This is a genomic window from Pseudomonas sp. LBUM1661 (genome assembly GCF_059695925.1).
This window is the reverse complement of sequence record NZ_CP166794.1, coordinates 4,764,581-4,787,204: the sequence shown is the minus strand read 5'-3', so window position 1 is coordinate 4,787,204 and position 22,624 is coordinate 4,764,581. Positions and strand designations below refer to the sequence as shown.

The 22,624-nt window shown below is 60.6% G+C and carries 18 protein-coding genes and 1 pseudogene; 7 read left to right on the top strand and 12 right to left on the bottom strand.

What is annotated here, in order from left to right; all coding sequences use genetic code 11:
* Positions 1-188: 188 nt before the first annotated feature.
* Both ACA057_RS22000 and ACA057_RS21995 read right to left on the bottom strand, forming a co-directional pair.
* Complete coding sequence (locus ACA057_RS22000; RefSeq protein ID WP_497342287.1) at positions 189-728, bottom strand: PaaI family thioesterase; 540 nt, start codon at positions 726-728, stop codon at positions 189-191.
* Positions 729-841: 113 nt separating this feature from the next.
* Positions 842-1,750: a LysR substrate-binding domain-containing protein gene (locus ACA057_RS21995; RefSeq protein WP_497342285.1), complete on the bottom strand. Its 909-nt coding sequence runs from the start codon at positions 1,748-1,750 to the stop codon at positions 842-844.
* Positions 1,751-1,854: 104 nt separating this feature from the next.
* Between ACA057_RS21995 and ACA057_RS21990 the strand changes: the two genes are divergently transcribed.
* From ACA057_RS21990 to ACA057_RS21980, 3 genes are all read left to right on the top strand, one after another.
* On the top strand, positions 1,855-2,721 hold the full coding sequence (locus tag ACA057_RS21990) for a pirin family protein (RefSeq protein ID WP_497342283.1): 867 nt from the start codon (positions 1,855-1,857) through the stop codon (positions 2,719-2,721).
* Between the two features lie 128 nt (positions 2,722-2,849).
* Entirely contained in the window at positions 2,850-3,476 is a 627-nt protein-coding gene (gene ycaC, locus ACA057_RS21985; protein WP_033061120.1) for an isochorismate family cysteine hydrolase YcaC, read from the top strand.
* Between the two features lie 199 nt (positions 3,477-3,675).
* Entirely contained in the window at positions 3,676-5,118 is a 1,443-nt protein-coding gene (locus ACA057_RS21980; protein ID WP_497342280.1) for a mechanosensitive ion channel domain-containing protein, read from the top strand.
* A gap of 119 nt (positions 5,119-5,237) precedes the next feature.
* Here ACA057_RS21980 and ACA057_RS21975 read toward each other — a convergent pair.
* Positions 5,238-5,446: pseudogene (locus ACA057_RS21975) on the bottom strand (hypothetical protein); the annotation flags it as partial.
* 192 nt (positions 5,447-5,638) lie between these two features.
* Between ACA057_RS21975 and ACA057_RS21970 the strand changes: the two are divergent.
* Complete coding sequence (locus ACA057_RS21970) at positions 5,639-6,079, top strand: carboxymuconolactone decarboxylase family protein (protein ID WP_497342278.1); 441 nt, start codon at positions 5,639-5,641, stop codon at positions 6,077-6,079.
* Here ACA057_RS21970 and ACA057_RS21965 read toward each other — a convergent pair whose 3' ends face one another.
* The 5 genes from ACA057_RS21965 to ACA057_RS21945 form a co-directional block, all read right to left on the bottom strand.
* Complete coding sequence (locus ACA057_RS21965; RefSeq protein ID WP_497342276.1) at positions 6,080-7,672, bottom strand: DHA2 family efflux MFS transporter permease subunit; 1,593 nt, start codon at positions 7,670-7,672, stop codon at positions 6,080-6,082.
* Positions 7,669-8,787, bottom strand: coding sequence for an HlyD family secretion protein (locus ACA057_RS21960; RefSeq protein WP_497342274.1), 1,119 nt, complete (start codon positions 8,785-8,787; stop codon positions 7,669-7,671). Before ACA057_RS21960 ends, ACA057_RS21965 begins: the two co-directional genes overlap by 4 nt.
* Before the next feature lie 379 nt (positions 8,788-9,166).
* Entirely contained in the window at positions 9,167-11,605 is a 2,439-nt protein-coding gene (locus ACA057_RS21955) for a TonB-dependent siderophore receptor (RefSeq protein ID WP_497342272.1), read from the bottom strand.
* Positions 11,606-11,687: 82 nt separating this feature from the next.
* A complete protein-coding gene (locus ACA057_RS21950; RefSeq protein WP_497342270.1) occupies positions 11,688-12,671 on the bottom strand; it encodes a FecR domain-containing protein in 984 nt (327 codons plus the stop codon).
* Entirely contained in the window at positions 12,671-13,186 is a 516-nt protein-coding gene (locus ACA057_RS21945) for a sigma-70 family RNA polymerase sigma factor (protein ID WP_497342268.1), read from the bottom strand. The genes ACA057_RS21950 and ACA057_RS21945 overlap by 1 nt, the downstream gene beginning before the upstream one ends.
* A gap of 434 nt (positions 13,187-13,620) precedes the next feature.
* Between ACA057_RS21945 and ACA057_RS21940 the strand changes: the two genes are divergently transcribed.
* The 3 genes from ACA057_RS21940 to ACA057_RS21930 are packed head-to-tail and all read left to right on the top strand — an operon-like array spanning position 13,621 to position 17,078.
* The gene (locus ACA057_RS21940; protein ID WP_497342266.1) at positions 13,621-14,724 is read left to right on the top strand and encodes a polyamine ABC transporter substrate-binding protein; all 1,104 of its coding nucleotides are present in this window, start codon (positions 13,621-13,623) and stop codon (positions 14,722-14,724) included.
* A 30-nt stretch (positions 14,725-14,754) separates the two neighbouring features.
* Positions 14,755-16,173 carry an aminotransferase gene (locus tag ACA057_RS21935; protein ID WP_497342264.1) on the top strand — a complete coding sequence of 473 codons (1,419 nt, stop codon included), beginning with the start codon at positions 14,755-14,757 and terminating at the stop codon, positions 16,171-16,173.
* Between the two features lie 53 nt (positions 16,174-16,226).
* A complete protein-coding gene (locus ACA057_RS21930; protein WP_497342262.1) occupies positions 16,227-17,078 on the top strand; it encodes a helix-turn-helix transcriptional regulator in 852 nt (283 codons plus the stop codon).
* A 120-nt stretch (positions 17,079-17,198) separates the two neighbouring features.
* Here the strand turns inward: ACA057_RS21930 and paaZ are convergent, their stop codons facing one another.
* Genes paaZ through ACA057_RS21910 form a run of 4 tightly spaced genes read right to left on the bottom strand, consistent with a single transcriptional unit; the run spans position 17,199 to position 22,548 of the window.
* The gene (paaZ, locus tag ACA057_RS21925) at positions 17,199-19,253 is read right to left on the bottom strand and encodes a phenylacetic acid degradation bifunctional protein PaaZ (protein ID WP_497342260.1); all 2,055 of its coding nucleotides are present in this window, start codon (positions 19,251-19,253) and stop codon (positions 17,199-17,201) included.
* 58 nt (positions 19,254-19,311) lie between these two features.
* Positions 19,312-20,565, bottom strand: coding sequence for an OprD family porin (locus tag ACA057_RS21920; RefSeq protein WP_497342258.1), 1,254 nt, complete (start codon positions 20,563-20,565; stop codon positions 19,312-19,314).
* 31 nt (positions 20,566-20,596) lie between these two features.
* Complete coding sequence (locus ACA057_RS21915; protein WP_497342256.1) at positions 20,597-22,243, bottom strand: cation acetate symporter; 1,647 nt, start codon at positions 22,241-22,243, stop codon at positions 20,597-20,599.
* Positions 22,240-22,548, bottom strand: coding sequence for a DUF485 domain-containing protein (locus ACA057_RS21910; protein WP_059406968.1), 309 nt, complete (start codon positions 22,546-22,548; stop codon positions 22,240-22,242). Before ACA057_RS21910 ends, ACA057_RS21915 begins: the two co-directional genes overlap by 4 nt.
* Positions 22,549-22,624: the final 76 nt, after the last annotated feature.

Here is a 22,624-nt window from a genome sequence, read left to right as displayed (position 1 = left end):
CAGTATCCGCGCCCGCATCCGTGAGAAAAACCGCTGGTGGGGCAAAGCAATGTTTACCGAAAGTCATGAATGGTGGGTGTCAGTGGCATTGTTGGTGTTTGCTCCGACGCCTTCGCGGGCAAGCCTCGCTCCTACAGGGAAGGTAGGAGCGAGGCTTGCCCGCGAAGGCCGCGACTCGGTTTCGGAGCCTACCCCCGAGCCTCAAGAATCATGCAGGTGGTCGACCCGGTCGCATACAACCGCCCATCCACGTCATAAATCCGCCCTTCGGCCAACGCCGTAGAGCGCCCCAAGTGCACAATTTTGCCCTCGGCCCGCACCGGTCCGCTGGCGCCGGTCAACGCGCGAACATAGCTGATGCGCAAATCCAGCGTCGTATAGCCCTGACCCTTTTTCAGCTGCGTATGGACCGCACAGCCCATGCACGAATCCAGCAAAGTCGCGGCATAGCCGCCATGCACGCTACCCAGCGGGTTGTAATGCCGCGAGTCCGGCGTGCCCTGGAAGATGAAGAGCCCGGCCGACCATTCGATGGGGATGAAATCCATCAGCGTGCCAATGGGCGGCGAGGGCAGTTCGCCGTTGCCGATGCCTTCGAAAAAATCGGCGGGCGACAGGGCGCTGACCTCGTCCATGGACAAACTGCCAGGCCCGGCAAGGCGGGCGCGCATGGCCTGTTCCTGAGCGATCCATTGGGCGAGTGTGGCGTCGCGGGATGGGCTTTGCATGATCATGTCCTCGGGCGGGAGCGGATATTATGGTTGTAATCTCGCTCGATATTATGTCCGAAATAAAAACTCCGCCACCCTTTACGCGACCTGCTACAAAGGATGTGGTGCGGCTAGGCGATGTCGCTTTGGCTGAACTCTTCGCCCAGAAAGTCGATCAGCGTTCGCACCGACGGCAGCAGCCCACGGCGCGAAGGGAAGATGGCGTGGACGATCCCGCATTTCGGCGCCCAGCCCGGCACCAGTTCAACCAGGCGTCCGGCGGCAATGTCATCGCGCACCACCACATTGGGCAGATGGGCGATGCCGATCCCGGCGAGGACCGCATGACGCAATGCCAGCAAATCGTCGGTGACCATTCGCGGTGCGTGGCGAATCACCGCGCTGGCGCCGTCCGCCCCGAACAGTTCCCACTGATATTCACGCTGCGCCGCGCCCCAATGCAGGCTCGGCAAACCGCTGAGGTCGGCCGGGGCGGCCGGAGTCGACAGGCGCGACACAAACGCCGGGCTGCCCACCAGGCTCTGGACACTGTTGCCCAGCACCTTCATCACCATGTCGGTGTTTTCCAGCGGCGGAAAACGCACCCGCAGCGCGATGTCGAAACCTTCGTGGATCAGGTCGACCCGGCGGTTGGTGCTCTCGATGAACAACTCCACCAGCGGGTACTTGAGCATATAGCGGGTCAGCATCGGCCCGACCCAGGTGTTCAGCAGCGCGGTCGGGCAACTGATGCGCACCAGGCCCTGGGGTTCGGAGCGGTTGCGTTCGATCAGTTCGGCGGCGCTTTCCGCTTCTACACGCATGGCCAGGCAACGCTGGTAGTAGGCCTGGCCGATTTCCGTCAATGAACAATGCCGACTGGTGCGATGCAGCAGACGCACACCGAGGCGTTCTTCGAGCTCGGCGATGCGCCGGCTCAGCTTCGATTTGGGCATGTCCAGTGCCCGCCCGGCGGCGGCGAAACCGTGGTGTTCCACCACTTGGGTGAAGTAGTAAAGGGTGTTGAGGTCTTCCACCATCGTTCTCCAAATAGAACGCTAAGGCTGATTTTTGCAGTCTAGTGCATCAAAGGCTTCAGTTTTAAGCTTTGTCCATCGCGTCAAGCACCTGATTCGGAGGCGGCATGAAAAAGATCATTGGTATCTACACCAGCCCACGGACCCATTGGGTCGGCGACGGTTTTCCGGTTCGCACGCTGTTTTCCTACGACAACCTGGGCAAACACATCAGCCCGTTTTTGCTTCTGGATCACGCCGGTCCCGCTGAATTCACCCCGACCACCGAGCGTCGTGGCGTTGGTCAGCATCCGCACCGCGGGTTTGAAACCGTGACTATCGTTTATAAGGGCGAAGTGGAGCACCGCGACTCCACTGGCAGCGGCGGCAAGATCGGCCCCGGCGACGTGCAATGGATGACCGCCGCCTCGGGGATTCTCCATGAGGAGTTCCACTCCGAAGGCTTCGCCAAAACCGGTGGAACGCTGGAAATGGTCCAGCTGTGGGTCAACCTGCCGGCCAAGGACAAAATGGCCGATGCCGGCTACCAGACGATTCTCGACGCTGACATCCCGAGCATCCCGCTCAAGGACGAGGCCGGCAGCCTGCGCTTGATCGCCGGCGAGTTCGACGGCCGTCGCGGCCCGGCGCGCACGTTTACCCCGATCGACGTGTGGGATCTGCGCCTCAACGGCGGCAAGTTGTTGACCCTGGATCTGCATGAAGGTCGCAACACCGCCCTGGTGGTGCTGCGCGGCACGGTTCAGGTCAACGGCCTGGAGCTGGTGCGCGAAGGGCAGTTGGTATTGCTCGAACGCAACGGCCAACAAATCAGCCTGGAAGCCAATAACGACGCCGTGGTGTTGCTGCTCAGCGGCGAGCCGATCGACGAACCGATCGTCGGCCATGGCCCGTTCGTGATGAACAGCGAGCAAGAGATTCACCAGGCATTCGCCGATTTCCAGTCAGGCCGGTTTGGCCGGATGCACGGCTGAATTAGTTGTTGTGCTGCTGTGGCGTGCCGGGCTTGGGTGACTACGCTTGCCTGGCCGTGATTTAACGAAACATCGGATTTCACTCACGCCGGCCCGTTCGGCATCGATAACACGCGAGGACTACTGCAATGACTACTTCTTACAAACGTCTCGACAAGGATAACGCCGCCGTTCTGTTGGTCGATCATCAGGCGGGTCTGCTGTCTCTGGTACGCGACATTGAACCGGACCGTTTCAAGAACAACGTGTTGGCGCTGGCCGACCTGGCCAAGTACTTCAAGTTGCCGACCATCCTCACCACCAGTTTCGAAACCGGCCCCAACGGCCCGCTGGTGCCCGAGCTCAAAGCGCTGTTCCCGGACGCGCCGTACATCGCTCGCCCTGGGCAGATCAACGCCTGGGACAACGAAGACTTCGTCAAGGCGATCAAGGCCACCGGCAAGAAACAACTGATCATCGCGGGCGTGGTGACTGAAGTGTGCGTGGCGTTTCCGGCGCTGTCGGCCCTGGCGGAAGGCTTTGAGGTGTTCGTGGTGACCGACGCGTCCGGCACGTTCAACGAACTGACCCGCCAATCGGCCTGGGACCGCATGTCGGCCTCCGGCGCGCAACTGATGACCTGGTTTGGCCTGGCCTGTGAACTGCATCGCGACTGGCGCAACGATGTGGAAGGCCTCGGCACGTTGTTCTCCAACCACATCCCGGACTATCGCAACCTGTTTACCAGCTACAACGCCCTGACCAACAGCAAGTAACCGGCGACAAAAATCTAATGTGGGAGCGGGCTTGCTCGCGAAGGCTGCCTGACATTCAACAAATGAGTTGACTGTTAGTCCGCTTTCGCGAGCAAGCCCGCTCCCACACTTTTTGTGTTGTTCTGAAGTCATCAATTGCTCCTACACTGTGCCCAATCTGTGCGATCTTCGCGCCAATGGCCCTTGCTGGAGTTGCTTGATGCTGTCATTGCTCACCGATCACCCACTGGTTTGCGCGCTGGCCTTGATCCTGATCGATCTGGTGTTGTGGCGCTTGATCACCGCCAGTGGCAGCAACTGGAAACTGTTGGTGCGGCTGGTGATTTTCTCGTTGTTCAGCGTCCTGCTGTTCAACGAAGGCTTGAACCCCCTGGAAACAGCACCCTGGCCCGACAACGTCCCGTTGCACCTTGCCGCCACCGGCTTGCAGATCGGCTGGTGGCTGTTCGGCGCGCGCACCCTGACGGTGCTGATCGGCGCGGTGATGATGCAGCGGGTCGGGCACACCGGGCGCCTGTTGCAGGATTTGCTCGGCGCGGTGATCTTCCTGATTGCGGTCATTGCCGCCCTGGCGTACGTGCTCGATCTGCCGGTCAAGGGCGTGCTGGCGACCTCCGGCGCACTGGCGATCATCGTCGGCCTGGCGTTGCAAAGCACCCTCAGTGACGTGTTCTCCGGGATCGTCCTCAACACCACCAAACCCTATCAACTGGATGACTGGATCTCCATCGACGGCACCGAAGGCCGGGTGATCGACATCGACTGGCGCGCCACGCGCCTGCAAACGTCCCAGGGCAGCATGGCGGTGATTCCCAACTCGCTGGCGGCCAAGGCCAAAATCATCAACTTCAGTCGGCCCAGCGATATTTTCGGTGTCTCGATCAGCCTGCAAGTGAGTCCGCACGCTCGCCCGCAAACGGTAATCGACGCGCTGGAGCGGGCGATGCAAGGTTGCCGCTACCTGTTGAACAAACCGGCGCCATGCGTCGCGCTCAAAGGCTCCAGCGCCGCCGGCGTGGAATATGAAATCAGCGGCTTCGTGGTCTCCATGGACCAGAAACGCATGGTGCGCAATCTGCTGTTCGACCTGGCGTACCGGCACTTGCAGGCTAGCGGTGTCACCCAGTTGTCGAGCGTAGAACCCAACACGCCTGCCGGCCTGTCCCGGCCACGGGCATTGCTGGACGCCTCGAACATTTTCTCGACCCTGCGCCAGGAAGAGAAAGAAACCTTCAGCCAGAACATGACCCTGCAAACCTTCCGCGCGGGCGAGATGATCTTGCCGGCGGGAGAGATCAGCGATCACCTGTTCATCATCGAATCCGGTGTGGTATCGGTGGAACTGAGCCGTGGCGGGGTCAAGTTCGAATCCGGACGCATGGGGCCGGGCGAGGTGATCGGCGAGGGCGGGATATTGTCCGATACAGCGCTGCCAGCGGACTTCAGCGCCAAGACGTTCTGCAGCTTGTACCGGATCGAGAAGGAATACCTCAAACCGTGCCTGGATGCGCGGCATGACATCAGCGAAGCGATGAAGGCGTTGCTGGATTTCCGCTTGAACAAGGCGCAGACCTTGACTCAGGAAGTGCCGAAGGTGGTGGAGAAGAGGGGGTTTTTGCAGTGGTTGCGTAAGCGGGCTTAGCGTTCGGTGGTGAATGGCCGCCGCGCGGTTCGCGGGCAAGCCTCGCTCCTACAGGGGTTGTGCAGACCTTGTAGGAGCGAGGCTTGCCCGCGAACCGCGCAGCGGCCATGCTTCCACAATCAGAAATCCACAGTCGCCGAAACCTTCAACGTCCGCGGCGTACCCTGTGTCAAATATCCCCCATTCGCCGACGCCCAATAAGCTGGTTCGCCACATTCTCCAGATTGGCGCGCAAGGTGATTTCCTTCTCATCCAGCTTGAAGGCATACCGCGAACCCACATCAAACCGGTTCCAGGCCGGAATGCTTTGGGTGTTGGCGCTGCTGAGCAGGTTTGATCACCAGCCCGTAGACCGGCGTGGTAATCGACTCTTCATAACTGGAGATGCGCAATTCTCAAGTAACACTTTCTTTTGGGGCGCCCGCCAATGGCCTTCTCGACTTCTGAAATATTGGCTATTTGTGCAATGGGTCAGCGGGACTAACGTATCCCCCCACACCCACTTGCACTGGAACCCACGATGAAACCTCGTCTCGATTTCTACACCGCATCCCCTGACGCACTCAAAGCGATGATCGCGCTGGAAACCGCTGTGTCGAAGTTGCCGCTGGAAAAAAATCTGATCGAACTGGTCAAACTGCGCACTTCGCAAATCAACGGCTGCGCTTTCTGCCTCGATATGCACAGCGCCGATGCCCTCAAGAGCGGTGAAGACCCGCGCCGTCTGCATACGCTGTCGGCCTGGCGTGAAACGCCGTTCTTCACCCCGCGTGAACGTGCGGCGCTGACGTGGACTGAGTCCTTGACGCTGCTGAGCCAGACGCATGCGCCGGATGCGGATTACGAACTGGCATTGTCCGAGTTCAGCCCAAAGGAATTGGTCGACCTGACCGTGGCCATTACCACCATCAACGCCTGGAATCGCCTGGCAGTTGGCTTCCGTAAAATGCCGCAAGCCTGATCAATGAGCGTCTGCTGACGGCGCGGCCGGTGGTTGCACCTTGCGCATCAAGGGCACCATCGCCGTGGCGATGACGAAGCACACCCCGATCATCAAAAACGCGTCGCCATAGGTTTGCGTCTGGGCTTCGCGGTAGGTCAGCAGCCATAGCTGATGCAGGCTGGCAGTGACGCCGGCATCGCCGCTCTGGCCAAGGGCGGCGAAGTTGTGGCCGACCTGGGACAGCCACTGATTGAGTGCTTCGTTGGTGCTGTTGAGGTTTTCCGCCAACCGTGTGAAGTGCAGGTTGGTGCGGTCGTTGAGGATGGTCGCGCACGCGGCGATGCCGATGGCTCCTCCCAGGTTTCGCATCAAGTTGAACAACCCCGACGCATGTTTGAGCCGTGCTGGCGCCAGCCCGCCGAGGGTCAGGGTCACCGCTGGCGGCACCGCCAATTGCTGGGCAATCCCGCGCAAGGCTTGCGGCAACATCAATTCTTTAGCGCCCCAGTCATGGGTGATCGGGCTGAAATCCCACATCGACAGCGCGAACAGCCCAAGGCCGGTCATCATGATCCAGCGCAGATCGACGCGGTTGGCCAGAAAGGCGTACAGCGGAATCGCCATGATCTGGAACACCCCGGTGGAAAAAACCGCCAGACCAATGTCCAGCGCACCGTAGCCGCGCACCCGGCCGAGAAACAGCGGCGTCAGGTAAATGGTGGCGAACAGGCCAATCCCGGTGACAAACGAAAAGAAGCAGCCGAGGGCGAAGTTGCGGTCTTTCAAGGCGCGTAAATCAACGATCGGGTTGGCCACGTGCAAGGTCCGGCCGATGAAGGCGAGACCGGCCAGGCCGCTGATCCACGCGGTGGTCAGGATCGTGCTGTCGCTGAACCAGTTCCAGCGCGGGCCTTCTTCGAGGGTGTATTCCAGGCAGCCAAGAAACAGCGCCATGAACACCATGCTCAGGTAATCGGCGCCCTTGAGCAGCGAGAGTTCCGGTTGGTCGATCTTCACCAGCATCGGCACCGCCACGGCGACAAAAATGCCCGGCACCAGGTTGATGTAGAACAGCCAGTGCCAGGACGACACATCGGTGATCCAGCCACCGATCACCGGTCCCAGGGTGGGCGCCAATGAAGCCACGGCACCGATGGTCGCGGCGGCAATCACTCGTTGCTTGCCGGTGAAGAAAAAGAACGCCGTGGTGAACACCAGCGGAATCATCGAACCGCCAAGAAACCCTTGCAGGGCGCGGAAGGCGATCATGCTCTGAATGTTCCAGGCCGCGCCGCACAGCAGGCTGGCCAGGGTAAATCCTACGGCTGAAGCGCAGAACAGCCAGCGCGTCGAGAACACCCGGGACAGCCAACCGGACAGCGGAATCACGATGATTTCGGCGATCAGGTAACTGGTCTGCACCCACGCGGTTTCGTCGGTACCGGCCGAGAGCCCGCCGCCGATATCACGCAAAGACGCTGAGACGATCTGGATATCCAGCAGCGCAATGAACATGCCGATGCACATGCTGGCGAAGGCAAAGACCTTGGTCGCCGTCGCCATGCTCGCGGCATTGAACGGTTGCGCGGGGGCGGCGAGGGTGCGGCTCATGGCGCGCTGGCCACGGCTGCGGTTTCAGGCTCCTTGCGCGTGTCGACTTCTGCCGTGACCGACAAGCCCGGACGCAGATGGCCGAGTACGCCGTCTGCCGGGTCGAGCAGGATCCGCACCGGCACGCGCTGGACGATTTTGGTGAAGTTGCCGGTGGCGTTTTCCGGTGGCAGCACGCTGAACTGCGAACCACTGGCCGGAGCGAGGCTGTCCAGATGACCGTGAAATTCCTGCCCCGAAAGTACGTCGGCATGAATGATGACCCGTTGACCGGGGATCATGCGCGACAGTTGATCTTCCTTGAAATTGGCATCGACCCACAGACCGCTGGCCGGCACCACCGATAGCAGTTGCGAACCGGCCTGGGCATAAGCGCCGACCCGCGCCCGGCGATTACCGATCACGCCGTCTACCGGAGCCTTGAGTTCGGTGTAGGCCACATTCAATTGCGCCAGATCCCGTTCGGCCTTGGCCTGCATTAACGCGGCGCGGGCTTGCTGTTTCTGGGTCGCGATCACGTTCAATTGCCGTTGCGCCGCCAGCAGTTCAGCCTGGGCGCGGGCACCTTGGGCTTGCGCCGTCTTGAACGTGGCGTCGACGCGTTGGGCACTTTCCACCGAGACGGCATTGGTGCTGACCAGGCGTTTGTAGCGGGCATTGTCGTCCCGTGAACGAGTGGTTTCGGCGTTGGTGGCATCGATGCCGGCGCGGGCCTGGCCGATCACGGCGTGTTGCAGCTGTTCGGTGGCGTCGAGGTTGGCGAGCAACGCTTCTTCAGCTGCAACCGCGCCTTCAGCCTTGGCCAGGTGGGCGCGGTAATCGCGGGAATCGAGACGAATCAGCACATCCCCGGCCTTGACCTTCTGATTGTCGGTGACCAACACGTCTTCGATATAACCCGCCACCTTCGGCCCGATGACCGTCACATCGCCGCCGATGTAGGCGTCGTCGGTTTCTTCGATGAAGCGGCCAGCGGTCCACCAGTGAGCGGCATAAAAGCCGGCAAACACCAGCGCGGCAAGGGCCGCTGTCAGCAGGATCAACCGTTTGAGCAGGGGAGGCTTGGGTGTCACCGGGACAGCAAGGTCTTGTTCAAGGCTGGGCATGCTGGTCATGGAAATTACCTGTGGAAAGCGGGTCTTTATTACGCATGTAATATGACGCAGGTAATATATTGTGGCAAATGATTTCTGCTGCCGGTCGTCAAGTGTCTGGTCGCAAGCCTGGAAGAGGGCAAGGTAAAGGCCTCTTCCGGGTCCTGATGATCCCCGCCGTCTTCGGGGCTTTGCTGTTTGCGGGTTTGGCAGCTTTGCATGGGGCGATCTCCACAGTGACAGGCCGCACGGCACGGCGACGTGTTCTGGGCGTTAATCCAGGGCGCGGGGAGGGGGCGGGATTGATCAATTGCGACCCGTTACGCGAGAAAATCATCAACCCCGTACCCCTGTAGGAGCTGGCGCAGGCTGCGCCAGCTCCTACAAGGAAGGGCGGGGGTTAGAAGTCGTATTTGAAACTGGTCATCAGGTTACGCGGGGCGCCGTAGTTGCCGGTGTAGCCGGCGAAGTTGTAGTACTCGCGGTCGAAGACGTTGTTCAGGTTGACCGAGGCGCTGAGGTTTTTGCTGATGTCATAGCGGGCCAGCAGATTGGTAATCGCATAACTGCCTTGGGTAAACGTGTGCAAGTCGCTGCCGACTTTGCTTTGCCAGTTGACGCCGCCACCCAGGGTCAACTTGTCGAGTTCGCCGCCCAGTCGGTAAGTGGTGAAGGTCTTGAGGCTGTGACGGGGCAGGGTTGTGTTAATGCGCTGGTCGTCGGCATCGGTGGTGACTGTGTAGGCGTAGCCTGCGCCGATCTGCCAGCCTTGGGCCAGTTCGCCGTCCAGTTGCATCTCCACGCCTTTGGAGGTGGTGTCCTGCTCGGACTTGTAGACGTTGCTGCCCGGGGCCTCGGCCTGCCACACCGCCAGGTTGTCCTGTTCGAGTTTGAACAGTGCCAGGCTGGAATTGAGCATTCCATCGTAGTGACTGCCCTTGATGCCGACTTCGTAGCCTTTGCCTTCCATCGGGTCCAGCGGTTTGTTGTTTTCGTCACGCACCCACGAGGCTTGGGGATTGAAGATGCTGGTGTAGCTGGCGTACAGCGACCAGACGTCGGTCAGGTCGTAGACCACGCCGGTGTAGGGGATGAACACGCCGGTTTCCCTGGAGTGGGTTTCGGTGTCATCGCCCGCATAAGGCCGGTCTTCGGTATCGCGTTTCCAGTCCACGACACGGCCACCCAGTATCAGGCTCAAATCGTCGGACAGGTGGAAGCGCCCGGTAAGGTAGGCGGCATATTGGGTTTCATCGATCGACGTTTTGCCGGTGACCGGAAAGTCCGGTTTCGGGTTATTGCCGTCATAGTCGAACAGGTTGTCGATGGCGCCCTCGGCAGACCCCGAATAGTCGTACAGCCAGCCGCCGTAACTCGGGACGCTTTCGTTGTACTTGGACAGCGTCAGGCCACCGATCAACTCATGCTCGCGACCGAACAGGTTCAGCGGCCCGGTCAGGTATACGTCGAGATTGTCCTGGCGCGGTGTACCGGTGAACTTGACCGGCAACAGATTGGTGCCGCTGCCATCGGTTTGCAGGGTGCCATTGAGGTAGGTGAAGACCTCGTCGAATTTGTTTTCGGTGTGAGTGAACTCGATTTTTCCACTCCAGCCGTTACCCATTTGCTGTTCGATGGACGTGAAGTAACTGGACTGCTCATGGTCATTGTGGGACCAGTCCGGGGAGCCGTTGGTCGAGCGACTCAGGTTTGTCCGGTCGCCATTCGGGAAACGCGTCGGCAAGCCCGAGCGCAAGGGCGATTCGACATCGGTGCGCAGGTAACTGAAGCCCATGGTCAGCAGGGTGTCTTCGCTCAGGTCAAACTCGGTGATGCCGTAGAACAACTGCGAATCTTGCTTGAAACGGTCGATCCAGGCGCCGCCGGTTTTGTAATCCGCCACCAGGCGCCCACGAATGTTGCCGCTTTCCGTCAACGGGCCGGAGACGTCGAAACCCGTGCCATAACGATCCCAGTTGCCCGCCTCACCGGTCACGCTGGCCCGAGCCTGCGCGGTCGGGCGCTTGCGGATCAGGTTGATGGTGGCGGCAGGGTTGCCCAGACCGCTGATCAGCCCCGTGGCCCCGCGGACGACTTCCACACGGTCGTACTGGGCCATGCTCTGGGCGTAGTTATCCATGCGCGTAACGGTCGGCACGCCGTCGATTTCGAAGTTCTGGATCTCGAAACCACGGGACCAGAAACTGTCGCTTTCCGCGCCCAGACCGTCGCGCAGCACAATGATCCCGGGTGTCGCATCCAAGGTATCGCTCAGGGTGGTCAGGCGTTGGTCATCGAGCCGCTGGCGGGTCATCACCGTCAGCGATTGCGGCGTTTCGCGAGGCGTCAGGTTCAGGCGCGTCGAGCTGCTGGACGATAGCGTGGTGTAGGAGCCGGTGTCTTCTGTGGTTGAGCCGGGCGCCTTGCCCGAAATGCTCAGCGCGTCCAGCTGCAAGGCGTCGGTGCTCAAACGGCGGGCAATCTGGTACGAGCCATTGGTGCCGCGCAACGCTTCAAGGTCGGTGCCGGCCAACAGCGTCGCGAGCCCGCTCTCGATCTCGAAACGACCGTTCAAACCGCGGGTGTTCCGGCCTTCGGTCAATTGCGCCGGGTAACTGATGAGCAGGTGGGCCGTTTCACCAAATTGCGCGAGGGCATTGCTTAACGGTCCGGCCGGGATAGCGAAGTCAGCGTGCGATTGCTCCGCCTGGAGGTAACTCGAAGCCAGCAAGCACGGACCGGCAACGCTCATGCACGCCATGCCCCGCAGGACGGCGGCGGCGAGTTGATGCTTGATCAGGCGCGGGCGCCGTTGGCGTATTTGTTGCGAGTGCGGCATGTGTCATTCCCCAATGAAAGTGATCTTTGGGGATACAAGTCTCGCGAGAAACGAAAACGGCTCACCCGAACGGAAAAAAGATTCAGCTGTGGACGCGTTTCGACTTCAGCGTCACCCAGTAGCGCGTCATGTGGTGCACGTCGAGATTGAAGGTATCGCTCACGGCCGCGAGTACCCGGTCAGTGTCATCCAGTGGAAAGGTGCCGGAAACCTTCAGGTCGGCAAGGCCCGGATCGCAACCCAGATGCCCGCGACGGTAGCGCGCCAGTTCGGCCAGAAAATCCGCCAGACGCTGGCCTTGGGCGATGATCATGCCGTGGCTCCAGGCCTGTTCGGTGCTGAGGCGGGGCCGCTGCGACAGCAACTGGCGGTGATCGAAACTGACCACTTGGTCTTGCGCCACAGTGGCAAAACCGTCCCGTTGATCCAACGGATAAATGCCGATGGCCCCGGCAAGGCTACTGGCCTGGGTAAAGCCCTGACGCTGACGCACGGCAACACGTTGGCCCAGCAGTTGAATCCGGCCTTGCGCAGTGTGTATCCACAGTGGCCGGCCAGGCGGTGCGTCCACGAGAATCTCGCCACGCAGCAGGTGAATCAATCGTGCCTGCTGATCGAAACGCACGTCGATGGCGCTGTCGGTATTGAGTTGCACGTGCACCTGTTCGGCCAACTGCACACCGCGGCGCTCGCCGACGGCGCTGCTGAAGTCGCTGGTCCAGTCTTGCACCAGCGCAGTGTCTTTGGCGGTCCAGGCCGAACCTGCGGCGGCCAACAGTATGGCGAGGTTTTTCAGCGTGCTGCGGCGCGAGAGCATTGGCGACAGCACGGCACTGGCGAGCGCTTGCTGGCCGGGTGAACGCAGAGTGTTCATGCGCGAAGAAAAGGCTTGCGCCCGTTGCCAGGCCATTTCGTGCAGCGCGTCGGCTTGTCGCCACTTCAGCCAATCAGCACGGGTTTGCGCGTCGACGTCCGGCTCTTGCAGCTCCAGTAGCCAATGCATGGCCTGTTCGGCCACGGGCAGAGGAATCGGAGCCTGGTTCACCGAGCCTGCCTGCGACTTCATCAAGCCAGACTGCCATCAAGCACGATGCAATGGGCACCGGCCTTTACGATGTAGCGTTTTACGGTGGCAATCGAGACCTGCAGCCGTTTTGCGATCTCGCCGTGACTCAGGCCGTCGAGCTGCGACCACAAAAAAGCCCTGCGCACGGGCAGTTCAAGACGCTCCAGCACCGCGTTCAGTTCCAACAGGGTCTCCAGCATGATTGCCTGGGTCTCAAGGTCCGGCACGACGGCTTCCGGCAGTGTCGCCAGGGCTTGCAAATAAGCCTTTTCAAGCTTCTGCCGTCGGTAATGGTTGGACAATACACTCTGCGCGACCGTTGCCAGAAAGCTGCGCGGTGCATGCAACTCAATCAACTCGGCCTTGGCCAGCAACCGGACGAAGACATCCTGTGCCAGATCTGCCGCGCTATGGGAGCAACCGAGGCGGCACCGCAGCCAGCGTTGCAGCCAGGAATGCTGCTCGCGGTAAAGGGTTGCGAGACCGTGGTGGCTTGCTGAAGGGGTCGAAGGCATTGGGTTCGCACAAAATGAAAAGGCTATAAATGATAATGATTATCATATTTGGCGATGTGTTGACTGGCAAGCGTTGTGGACAATCCCTCGGGAATCCAGCAGAGAAATGACACAAACAGGAATCGGAGACGGTCATTTCGCAAACTTCCCACACCCAGAATGTGAGCTTCCCGGTAGACCCTGTAGCAGCTGGCGAAGCCTGCGTTCGGCTGCGCAGCAGTCGTAAGACCGGAGTGCGAGGTCTTCCTGAAACACCGCGTAGTCTGATTTCACGACTGCTTCGCAGCCGAACGCAGGCTTCGCCAGCTGCTACAAGGGAACGCGACAACCCAGGCCACACACCCATTCGGGGTATGGCGCCACTCGCCAAACCACCCAATAGTAGGCCCATCCGCTCATCCAGAGCCGAACTCGCTTGATAAGGTGAATTTGCTATGCGCAAGGCCCTCACGGTGATTTCCAGCCTGTTTTTCGTTCCTTTTCTAACCCACGTCCAGGCCGCTGAGGTGGACGACAGCCATACGCTGCGGCTCTATAACTGGGCGGATTACATCGGGGAAAAAACCCTGGCTGATTTCGAAAAAGCCACGGGTATCAAAGTCATCTACGACACCTTCGATGCCTATGAAACCGTCCAGGCCAAGTTGCTCACCGGGCACTCCGGTTATGACCTGGTGGTACTCAACGCATCCCTCGCTCCGCCGCTGATCAAGGCCAACGTGTTCCAGCCCCTGGATAAAAAACTGCTGCCGGGCTGGACCAACCTCGACCCGAAAGTCCTGCAGGACATGCAAGGCTTCGATGCCGGCACCGTGTACTCCGCGCCGTATACCTGGGGCAGTAACGGCATCACGTACAACGTCGACAAGATCAAGGAGCGCATGCCGGATGCGCCGATCGGTTCATTGGCGATGATCTTCGATCCGAAAATCGTTTCGCGCTTCGCCGACTGCGGCGTGACCCTGGTCGATGCCCCCACGGAAGTCATCCCGCTGGCGCTCAAATACCTTGGTCGAGACCCGAGAAGTGCCGCGCCGGCAGACTTGAAAGCCGCGCAGGAGTTGCTGTTGTCCGTGCGGCCTTACATCCGAAAATTCGATTCGGTCAACTACCTGACCAGCCTGCCCAATGGCGATGTGTGCATGGCCATGACCTGGTCCGGCGATTATGCGACGGCCATGGCCCGTGCCGAAGAAGCCAAGTTGAAAATCAAACTGTCCTATTTCATCCCCTCGGAAGGCTCATTGATCTGGTTCGACAATATGTACATTCCAGCCGATGCCCCGCATGTCGCCAACGCGCACAAGTTTCTCGATTACCTGATGCAGCCGCAGGTGATGGCCGATGTGACGGATTACATCCACTACGCCAACAGTAACGCGGCAGCGACGCCGTTGCTGAGTGCCGATGTGCGCAACAACCCCGCCATTTATCCCGATGCAGAAACCCGTCAGCGCCTGTTTCCGCAAAAGACCCAGGACGCGAAAGACATGCGCGCGATGACTCGTGTCTGGAGCACGGTGAAAAGCGGGATCTGATCGTTCAACTATTCGGTTTGAGGTTTTCATATGGCTACGCCAACCAGAAAAGTAGTGTCCGCCGTTGATGAGTCGCACTTGGTCAAGGCTGACAAGGCTCACTACATGCACGGCTATCACATGTTCGACGAACACAGCGAACAGGGTTCCCTGAACATTGTTGCGGGTGAGGGCGCCTATATTTACGACACCCAGGGCAACCGTTTTCTGGACGCCGTCGGTGGCATGTGGTGCACGAACATTGGGCTGGGTCGTGAAGAAATGGCGTTGGCGATTGCCGACCAGGTGCGGCAACTGGCGTACTCGAACCCGTTCTCCGACATGTCCAACAACGTCGCCATCCAGTTGTGCGAGAAGCTCGCCAGCCTGGCGCCGGGGGATCTCGATCATGTGTTCCTGACCACCGGTGGCTCCACCGCCGTGGACACGGCGTACCGGTTGATTCAGTACTACCAGAACTGCCGCGGCAAACCGGACAAGAAGCACGTCATCGCACGCTTCAATGCCTATCACGGCTCGACCACGCTGACGATGTCGATCGGCAACAAGGCGGCCGACCGCGTGCCGGAGTTCGATTACGCCAATGACCTCATTCACCACGTGTCCAACCCGAACCCCTACCGCGCTCCGGCCGGCATGGACGAAGCGCAGTTCCTCGAGTTTCTGGTGCAGGAGTTCGAGGACAAGATCCTGTCCATCGGCGCGGACAAGGTCGCGGGCTTTTTTGCCGAGCCGGTCATGGGCTCCGGTGGCGTGATCATACCGCCCAAGGGCTATCTGAAACGCATGTGGGAGGTCTGCCAGCGCTACGACATTCTGTTCGTCGCCGATGAAGTGGTGACGTCCTTCGGCCGCCTTGGCAAGTTTTTCGCGTCCTATGAAGTGTTCGACGTGCAGCCCGACATCATCACCACGGCAAAAGGACTGACGTCCGCTTATCTGCCGTTGGGTGCCTGCATCTTTTCCGACCGTATCTGGAAAGTGATCGCCGAGCCGGGCAAGGGCCGCTGCTTTACCCACGGTTTCACCTACAGCGGTCATCCGGTGTGCTGCACCGCAGCGCTGAAGAACATCGAAATCATCGAGCGGGAAAACCTGCTGGAGCATGTCGATGTGGTTGGCGCCTATCTCGAAGAACGCTTGGCGACACTCAGCGATTTGCCGCTGGTGGGCGATGTGCGCTGCCAGAAGTTCATGGCGTGCGTCGAGTTCGTGGCCGACAAGCGCACCAAGGCGCTGTTTGCCGACGAGGTCAACATTGGCGAGCGGATTCATTCCCGTGCGCAGGCCCGAGGGCTGCTGGTGCGGCCGATCATGCACCTTAACGTGATGTCGCCGCCGCTGATTCTGACGTGCGCCCAGGTGGATGAAATCGTCGAGACCTTGCGGGTGTGCATTCTTGAGGTGGCGGCCGAGCTTGAGCAGAGCGGTCAGTATTTCGGCCAATGAGTTCGATCACCGGGCACTTACGAGGTATCGGTTCTCCCGCTAGACTGCGGGGCATGAGCAAACCAAACGACGACACATTGATTGCCTTGCCCTTCGGCGCATTGCACAAATGGCACGGTGACCTGCGCGAGGCATTCGCCCACATCGATGAACCCGACGCGCTGCGCTATCTGGCGTCGGCGTTCGGACATCTGGTGTCGATCGAATCGGTGATGATCAGCCTGGAACACAAGGACCGTGCGCCACAGTTGCTGTATCAGCAGGGCATTGCGGAGCAGTATCGGGTGTCGTTGCTCGAACGCTATTTTTCCGGGGGCTATCTGCTCGACCCGTTTTGCCTGGCGGTGGAGCAGGGATTGGCGCAAGGGTTTTACCACCTGGAGGAAATTGCCCCGGACAACTTCTTCGACAGTGAGTACTACAAGACTTACTACTTGAAGGCGGGCAGTTCGGAGGACAGTTTTTACCTGGTGAATACCGGCAATGAGACGCAGATTTCCGTGAGCCTGTTTCAAGGCTTCGGCGGTGAGAGCCTGCGGGTCGAACAACTGAACCTGTTGCGGGCCGTTGAACCGCTGGTGCGGGAGTTCATTGCCGAATTTGGCCAGCGTGGCTTGCAGCATCGTGCGGTGATCCAGAGCGATCACGAAGCGGGTGGGCGTGACGATCTCAAGCAACGAGTGCAGTCGGCTTTCGAGCATTTTGGCAGCGACTTGCTGACCGAGCGCGAGCGCCAAGTGGCGCACATGGTGCTGCGCGGGCACTCGGTAAAATCCACGGCCAGCCAGTTGAGCATCTCGCCGGAGACAGTGCGCATGCACCGCAAGAACCTGTATTTGAAACTGAACGTCGGTTCGCAAGCGGAATTGTTTGCGTTGTTTATCGAGTGGTTGCGCAGGCATTGAGGTGGGTGATTGTCTGTGGTCTTGCGGGTAACAGAGATCAAATGTGGGGAGCGGGCTTGCTCGCTCCCACATTGGTTTTTGGTAGACCTCAAGATCAGTGGTCAGCCAGGTGGTTCGTGATCAATCCTCGCGTTTAACCACGAGGGTCAAAATGTCGTAACTGGCGACCAGTTCGCCCAACTGATTAGTGACTTCCACATCCCACGCCACCACACCCTGCGCAATCCCTTGCGGGCTCTTTTTGCCCTGGTCGATTTTGCGTTTGCAGGTCAGGCGTGCCTGGATGGTGTCGCCGATGCCCACCGGGTTGATGAAGCGCAAGGTGTCGAGGCCGTAGTTGGCCAGGACCGGGCCGGGCGCCGGGGACACGAACAGGCCGGCTGCGGCCGACAGCACGAAGTAGCCGTGGGCGATGCGTTTGCCGAATTGCGATTCCTTGGCGGCGATGTCGTCGAAGTGCATGTAGAAGTGGTCGCCGGACAGGCAACCGAAGTTCACCAGATCGGCCTCGGTCACGGTGCGACGGTGGGTCAGCAGCGATTCGCCGATCTGCAAATCCTGGAAGAAGCGGCGGAACGGGTGCACTTCGGTTTCGATGACCTTGGCGCCACGCACGTATTCGCCGGTGACGGCGGCGAGCATGGTCGGCGAGCCTTGCACCGCGGCGCGTTGCAGGTAGTGTTTCACCGCGCGCAAGCCGCCGAGTTCTTCACCGCCACCGGCACGACCCGGGCCGCCGTGTTTGAGTTGTGGCAGGGGCGAGCCGTGGCCGGTGGATTCGGCGGCGGATTCACGATCCAGCACCAGCAAGCGTCCGTGCCAGGCCGCGGCGACCGGTATGGCCTTGGCGGCGATTTGTGGGTCCTTGGTGATCAGACTGGCCACCAGGCTGCCCTTGCCGCGAGCGGCCAGAACCAGTGCTTCGTCCAGGTCGTCGTAAGCCATCAAGGTGCTGACCGGGCCAAACGCTTCGATGTCGTGAGCGCCACCTTCGGCGTGCGGGTCGCGAGCCTGCAACAGGGTCGGCGCAAAGAACGCGCCTTGGTTGACGTTTTCACCGCGCGGTTCGAAACCGTCGCGGGCGCCGAACAACATATCGCTGCTCTGCAACAGGCTTTCCAGGCGTTCGGCGACGTCTGTTTGCTGATCGTGGGAGGCCAGCGGGCCCATGCGCACGCCTTCCACCGACGGGTCACCGACCACGACTTTTTTCAGTCGATCGCGCAAGCGAGTGGCGACCGCATCAATGTGTTTGGCCGGGACAATGGCGCGGCGGATGGCGGTGCATTTCTGCCCGGCCTTGGTGGTCATCTCGCGCGCGACTTCCTTGATGAACAGCTCGAACTCTTCGTCGTCCGGGGTCACGTCCGGGGCGAGGATTGCGCAGTTCAGCGAGTCGGCTTCGGCGTTGAACGGCACCGAGTTGCGGATCAGGTTCGGGTTGACCCGCAGCTTGGCGGCGGTGTCGGCGGAACCGGTGAAAGTCACCACGTCCTGGCCTTGCAGGCGATCGAGCAAGTCACCCGTGCTGCCGATGATCAACTGCAGGCTGCCTGCCGGAAGCAAACCGGACTCGTCCATCAGCCGCACCACGGCTTCGGTCAGGTAACTGGTGGCGCTGGCGGGTTTGACGATGCACGGCATGCCGGCGAGAAAGCTCGGGGCGAATTTTTCCAGCATGCCCCAGATCGGGAAGTTGAACGCGTTGATGTGCACGGCCAGGCCGCCGCGTGGCACCAGAATGTGCGTGCCGGCGAAGGTGCCGAGTTTGCTCAGTTGCATCGCCGGGCCTTCGTGGACGATGTTGCCCGATGGCAATTCCCGCGAGCCGAGGCTGGCGTAGGTGAACAGCGTGCTGTTGCCGCCTTCGATGTCGATCCAGCTGTCGGCGCGGGTGGCGCCGCTGTGGTGGGAGATCGCGTACAGCTGTTCTTTGCGTTCGCTCAGGTACAAGGCCAAGGCCTTGAGACGCTGCGCCCGTTGCTGGAAGTCCAGCGCCATCAGCCCGCTGACGCCCTGGCGGCGACCGTGCTCGATGGCTTCGGCAAAGTCCGGGCGTTCTTCATGGGTGCGCGCAATCTCATGGCCGTCGATGGCGCTGCGCAGCACCTGGGCACCGTGTTGACCGATCCAGCGACCGGCGATGAAACTTTGCAGGGTAGGGGCGTGAGGCATCACGATTCCTCCAATTTATGAAAAGTGTTGGCGCGACCGTGACCGCGCCATTAAGGGATTACCAAAGCGCCAGGGTGTAACCGACAATCAGCCGGTTCTCGTCGAGGTCGGTGGTCAAGCCATTGCCGGAACGGAAGGTCACGTTGCGCCAGCGCAGGCTGACGTCCTTGAACACGCCGCTCTGGATCACGTAACTGATGTCGGTGTCGCGTTCCCGCTCGCGGCCGTTGTCGACGCTGCCGGCCTTGACGTGGTTGCCGTCGGTGTAACGGGTCATGAAGGTCAGGCCGGGGATGCCTTGCGCCGCGAAGTCGTAGTCGTAACGCAGTTGCCAGGAGTCCTCGTCGGCGCGGGTATAGGTGTTGAAGGTCACCAGGTTGACCACGTACGGATCGCCGCCGTTGAGGAACGGAAAGGCGCTGTCGCCGGACAACTGCTGGTACGTGGCACTGACCTTGTGGGCACCGTGGGACACGCTGAACATACTGTTGAAGTTGCGGTTGTCGATGCGCCCGGCCCGCTCGGCGCCATCGCCCCGACTGTCGAAATAGCGAATGTCGCTGCGCAGGTTGAACCCGTTGCCCAGCGGCTGGGTATGCACCAGCCCGACGAATTGCTGGCGATAGATCTGATCGAGCTTGCCGTAGTAGTAGCTCAGGTTCAGTTGCGGGCTGAAGGTGTAGCTGCCGCCGGCGAAGTCGAAGTGATCGCTGCTGGCGGCGCCGAAGCCGATGTCATCGTTGCTGGACGAGTCCCGCAGGTTGGCCTTGGTCAGGCGCCCGGCATTGACCGTCAGGCCAGTGATTTCCTGACTGGTGAGCAAGCCGCCCTCAAAAGTGGAACTCAGCAGGCGGGTGTCGTTGTAGGTCGCTACCGGCAACAACGGTTGCAGGGTGCCGAGTTTCAACACGCTTTTGGACACCCGCAGCTTGCCGGTCAGCCCCAATTCGCTGAACTCGTCCGCCGGTTCATGGCTGTTCGGGCCAAAGGGCAACAGCCCGGTGCCACGGCGATCCGCGCTGGAATCGAGTTTCAATCCCAGCTCGCCCAGCGCATCGAGACCGAAGCCGAAGGTGCCGTCGGTGAACCCCGACTCGATGCGCGCGGTGAAGCCCTGCGCCCATTCCTCGGCCTTGGATTGCGGCGCGTTGTCCTGACGGAAATCGCGATTGATATAGTGGTTGCGCATTTCAATACGGGCCTTGCTGTCGTCGATGAAGTCGGCCATGGCGCACGGTGCGACCATGGGCAGACTCAATGCGGCGGCTAACGAAAACAGTGATTCGTAAGGGGCGGTACGTGCGGGCTTCATTGTTTTTATTCCCTGCCTTGATCGTCGTGGTTTAGTGCTTGCTGGCGCCGGAGGCACCAATGCCGGTCATCGAACGGATGAACTGCGCCAGATAACGGCCACGCTCAAGGGCGGCACGGGGCGAGGTGTCGGTGACGGAAAACACCCAGGCGCTCAAGAAGGCCAGGCTCATGGAAAACAGCGCCGGGTTGGAGTAGGGGAACAGGGCTTTGTCGTGGTGCAGCACGTTGACCCACACCGCCGGGCTCAGCACCAGCAAGACAATCGCCGAGGTCAGCCCGGCCAGACTGCCGGTCACCGCGCCGCGAGTGGTCAGGCCTTTCCAGTACATCGAGAGGAACAGCACCGGGAAATTCACCGACGCGGCGATGGCCAGCACCAGCCCGGAGAGGAAGGCAATGTTCTGCGATTCGAACAACAGGCCGAGGATGATCGCCAGCACGCCGATGCACAGCGTGGCAATCCGCGAGACGCGAATTTCCTGCTGTTCGCTGGCCTGGCCCTTGCGCATCACGCAGGCATACAAATCGTGGGACACCGCCGACGCGCCGGACAACGCCAACCCGGCGACCACCGCCAGAATGGTCGCGAACGCCACCGCCGAGATGAAGCCGAGGAACAGGTTGCCACCGACGGCTTGCGCCAGGTGCACGGCGATCATGTTGCCGCCGCCGATGATCGCGCCGCTGGCATCGCGGAACGCGGGATCGGTGCCGACCATGACGATGGCGCCGAAGCCGACGATGATCAGCAGCAAGTAGAAATAGCCGATAAAACCGGTGGCGTAGAACACGCTTTTACGCGCTTCCTTGGCATCGCTGACGGTGAAGAAACGCATCAGGATATGCGGCAGGCCGGCGGTGCCGAACATCATGCCCAGCCCCAACGAGATCGCATCGATCGGGTTCGACAGCAAGCCGCCCGGCGCCATGATCGCGTTGCCCTTGGCGTGCACGGCGGTGGCGCCGGCGAACATGGCTTCAGTGCTGAAACCGAAATGCTTGAGCACCATGAACGCCATGAAGGTGGTGCCGAACAGCAGCATCACCGCTTTGATGATCTGCACCCAGGTGGTGGCGAGCATGCCGCCGAAGGTCACGTAGAACACCATCAACACGCCGACCAGCATCACCGCGTAGAGGTAATCGATGCCGAACAGCAACTCGATCAACTTGCCGGCACCGACCATCTGCGCCACCAGGTACATCAACGCGACGGTCAGGGTGCCGAAGGCCGAGGTCAGGCGCACCGGGGTTTGTTCCAGGCGATAGGACACCACGTCGGCGAAGGTGTATTTGCCGAGGTTGCGCAAGCGTTCGGCGATCAGGAACAGAATGATCGGCCAGCCTGCCAATACGCCCAGGGCGTAGAGCAAACCGTCATAACCATTGAGGAACATCATCGCCGAAATGCCCAGGAAGGACGCTGCGGAGATCATGTCACCGGCAATCGCCAGGCCGTTCTGGAACCCGGTCATGCCACCGCCTGCGGTGTAGAAATCACTGGCGGAACGGGTGCGCAACGCGGCCCAGCGGGTGACGCCGAGGGTGAACAGGACGAACACCAGGAACATGCCGATCGCGTTCCAGTTCAACGGGCGGGATGCGCCGTCGGCCGCAGCCGCAAAGTCAGCGACACAGGCCAGGGGCAGCAGGAAAAACGCTAGAAGCCGGCTCATTGGGCGCACTCCTGCTTCAGCTTTTCGTTGAGCGGGTCGATCACGTTGTTGGCGCGATAGACGTAGAAACCGGTCAGCGCGAACGCCAACACCACAATCACCACGCCGACCAGCATGCCCACGCTGGTCACGCCGCCACTCAGGGATTGGCCGAGGGTGCTGGGGGAGAACGCCACCAGCAGGACGAAGCCGAAATAGATCACCAGCATGATCAGCGACAGCGACCAGTACAGGTTCTGCTTGCGGCGAACCAACTGGATGAAGTCGGGGTGCTGGCGGATGAGTTCTACGTCTTTGGGGGTCATGGCGCGCTCTCGTTTTGTTGTTTTTGTTGTGGGTAAATCTGAAATGCGGTGTCCCCCCCTGTAGGAGCTGGCTTGC

Coding starts and splice junctions, on each gene's coding strand:
- ACA057_RS21960 (WP_497342274.1), bottom strand. CDS start 8,787: ATGACCAGCATGCCCAGCCTTGAACAAGACCTTGCTGTCCCGGTGACA.
- ACA057_RS21935 (WP_497342264.1), top strand. CDS start 14,755: ATGGCTACGCCAACCAGAAAAGTAGTGTCCGCCGTTGATGAGTCGCAC.
- ACA057_RS21930 (WP_497342262.1), top strand. CDS start 16,227: ATGAGCAAACCAAACGACGACACATTGATTGCCTTGCCCTTCGGCGCA.
- ACA057_RS21970 (WP_497342278.1), top strand. CDS start 5,639: ATGAAACCTCGTCTCGATTTCTACACCGCATCCCCTGACGCACTCAAA.
- ACA057_RS21920 (WP_497342258.1), bottom strand. CDS start 20,565: ATGAAGCCCGCACGTACCGCCCCTTACGAATCACTGTTTTCGTTAGCC.
- ACA057_RS21990 (WP_497342283.1), top strand. CDS start 1,855: ATGAAAAAGATCATTGGTATCTACACCAGCCCACGGACCCATTGGGTC.
- ACA057_RS22000 (WP_497342287.1), bottom strand. CDS start 728: ATGCAAAGCCCATCCCGCGACGCCACACTCGCCCAATGGATCGCTCAG.
- paaZ (WP_497342260.1), bottom strand. CDS start 19,253: ATGCCTCACGCCCCTACCCTGCAAAGTTTCATCGCCGGTCGCTGGATC.
- ACA057_RS21915 (WP_497342256.1), bottom strand. CDS start 22,243: ATGAGCCGGCTTCTAGCGTTTTTCCTGCTGCCCCTGGCCTGTGTCGCT.
- ycaC (WP_033061120.1), top strand. CDS start 2,850: ATGACTACTTCTTACAAACGTCTCGACAAGGATAACGCCGCCGTTCTG.
- ACA057_RS21965 (WP_497342276.1), bottom strand. CDS start 7,672: ATGAGCCGCACCCTCGCCGCCCCCGCGCAACCGTTCAATGCCGCGAGC.
- ACA057_RS21955 (WP_497342272.1), bottom strand. CDS start 11,605: ATGCCGCACTCGCAACAAATACGCCAACGGCGCCCGCGCCTGATCAAG.
- ACA057_RS21940 (WP_497342266.1), top strand. CDS start 13,621: ATGCGCAAGGCCCTCACGGTGATTTCCAGCCTGTTTTTCGTTCCTTTT.
- ACA057_RS21980 (WP_497342280.1), top strand. CDS start 3,676: ATGCTGTCATTGCTCACCGATCACCCACTGGTTTGCGCGCTGGCCTTG.
- ACA057_RS21945 (WP_497342268.1), bottom strand. CDS start 13,186: ATGCCTTCGACCCCTTCAGCAAGCCACCACGGTCTCGCAACCCTTTAC.
- ACA057_RS21910 (WP_059406968.1), bottom strand. CDS start 22,548: ATGACCCCCAAAGACGTAGAACTCATCCGCCAGCACCCCGACTTCATC.
- ACA057_RS21995 (WP_497342285.1), bottom strand. CDS start 1,750: ATGGTGGAAGACCTCAACACCCTTTACTACTTCACCCAAGTGGTGGAA.
- ACA057_RS21950 (WP_497342270.1), bottom strand. CDS start 12,671: ATGAAGTCGCAGGCAGGCTCGGTGAACCAGGCTCCGATTCCTCTGCCC.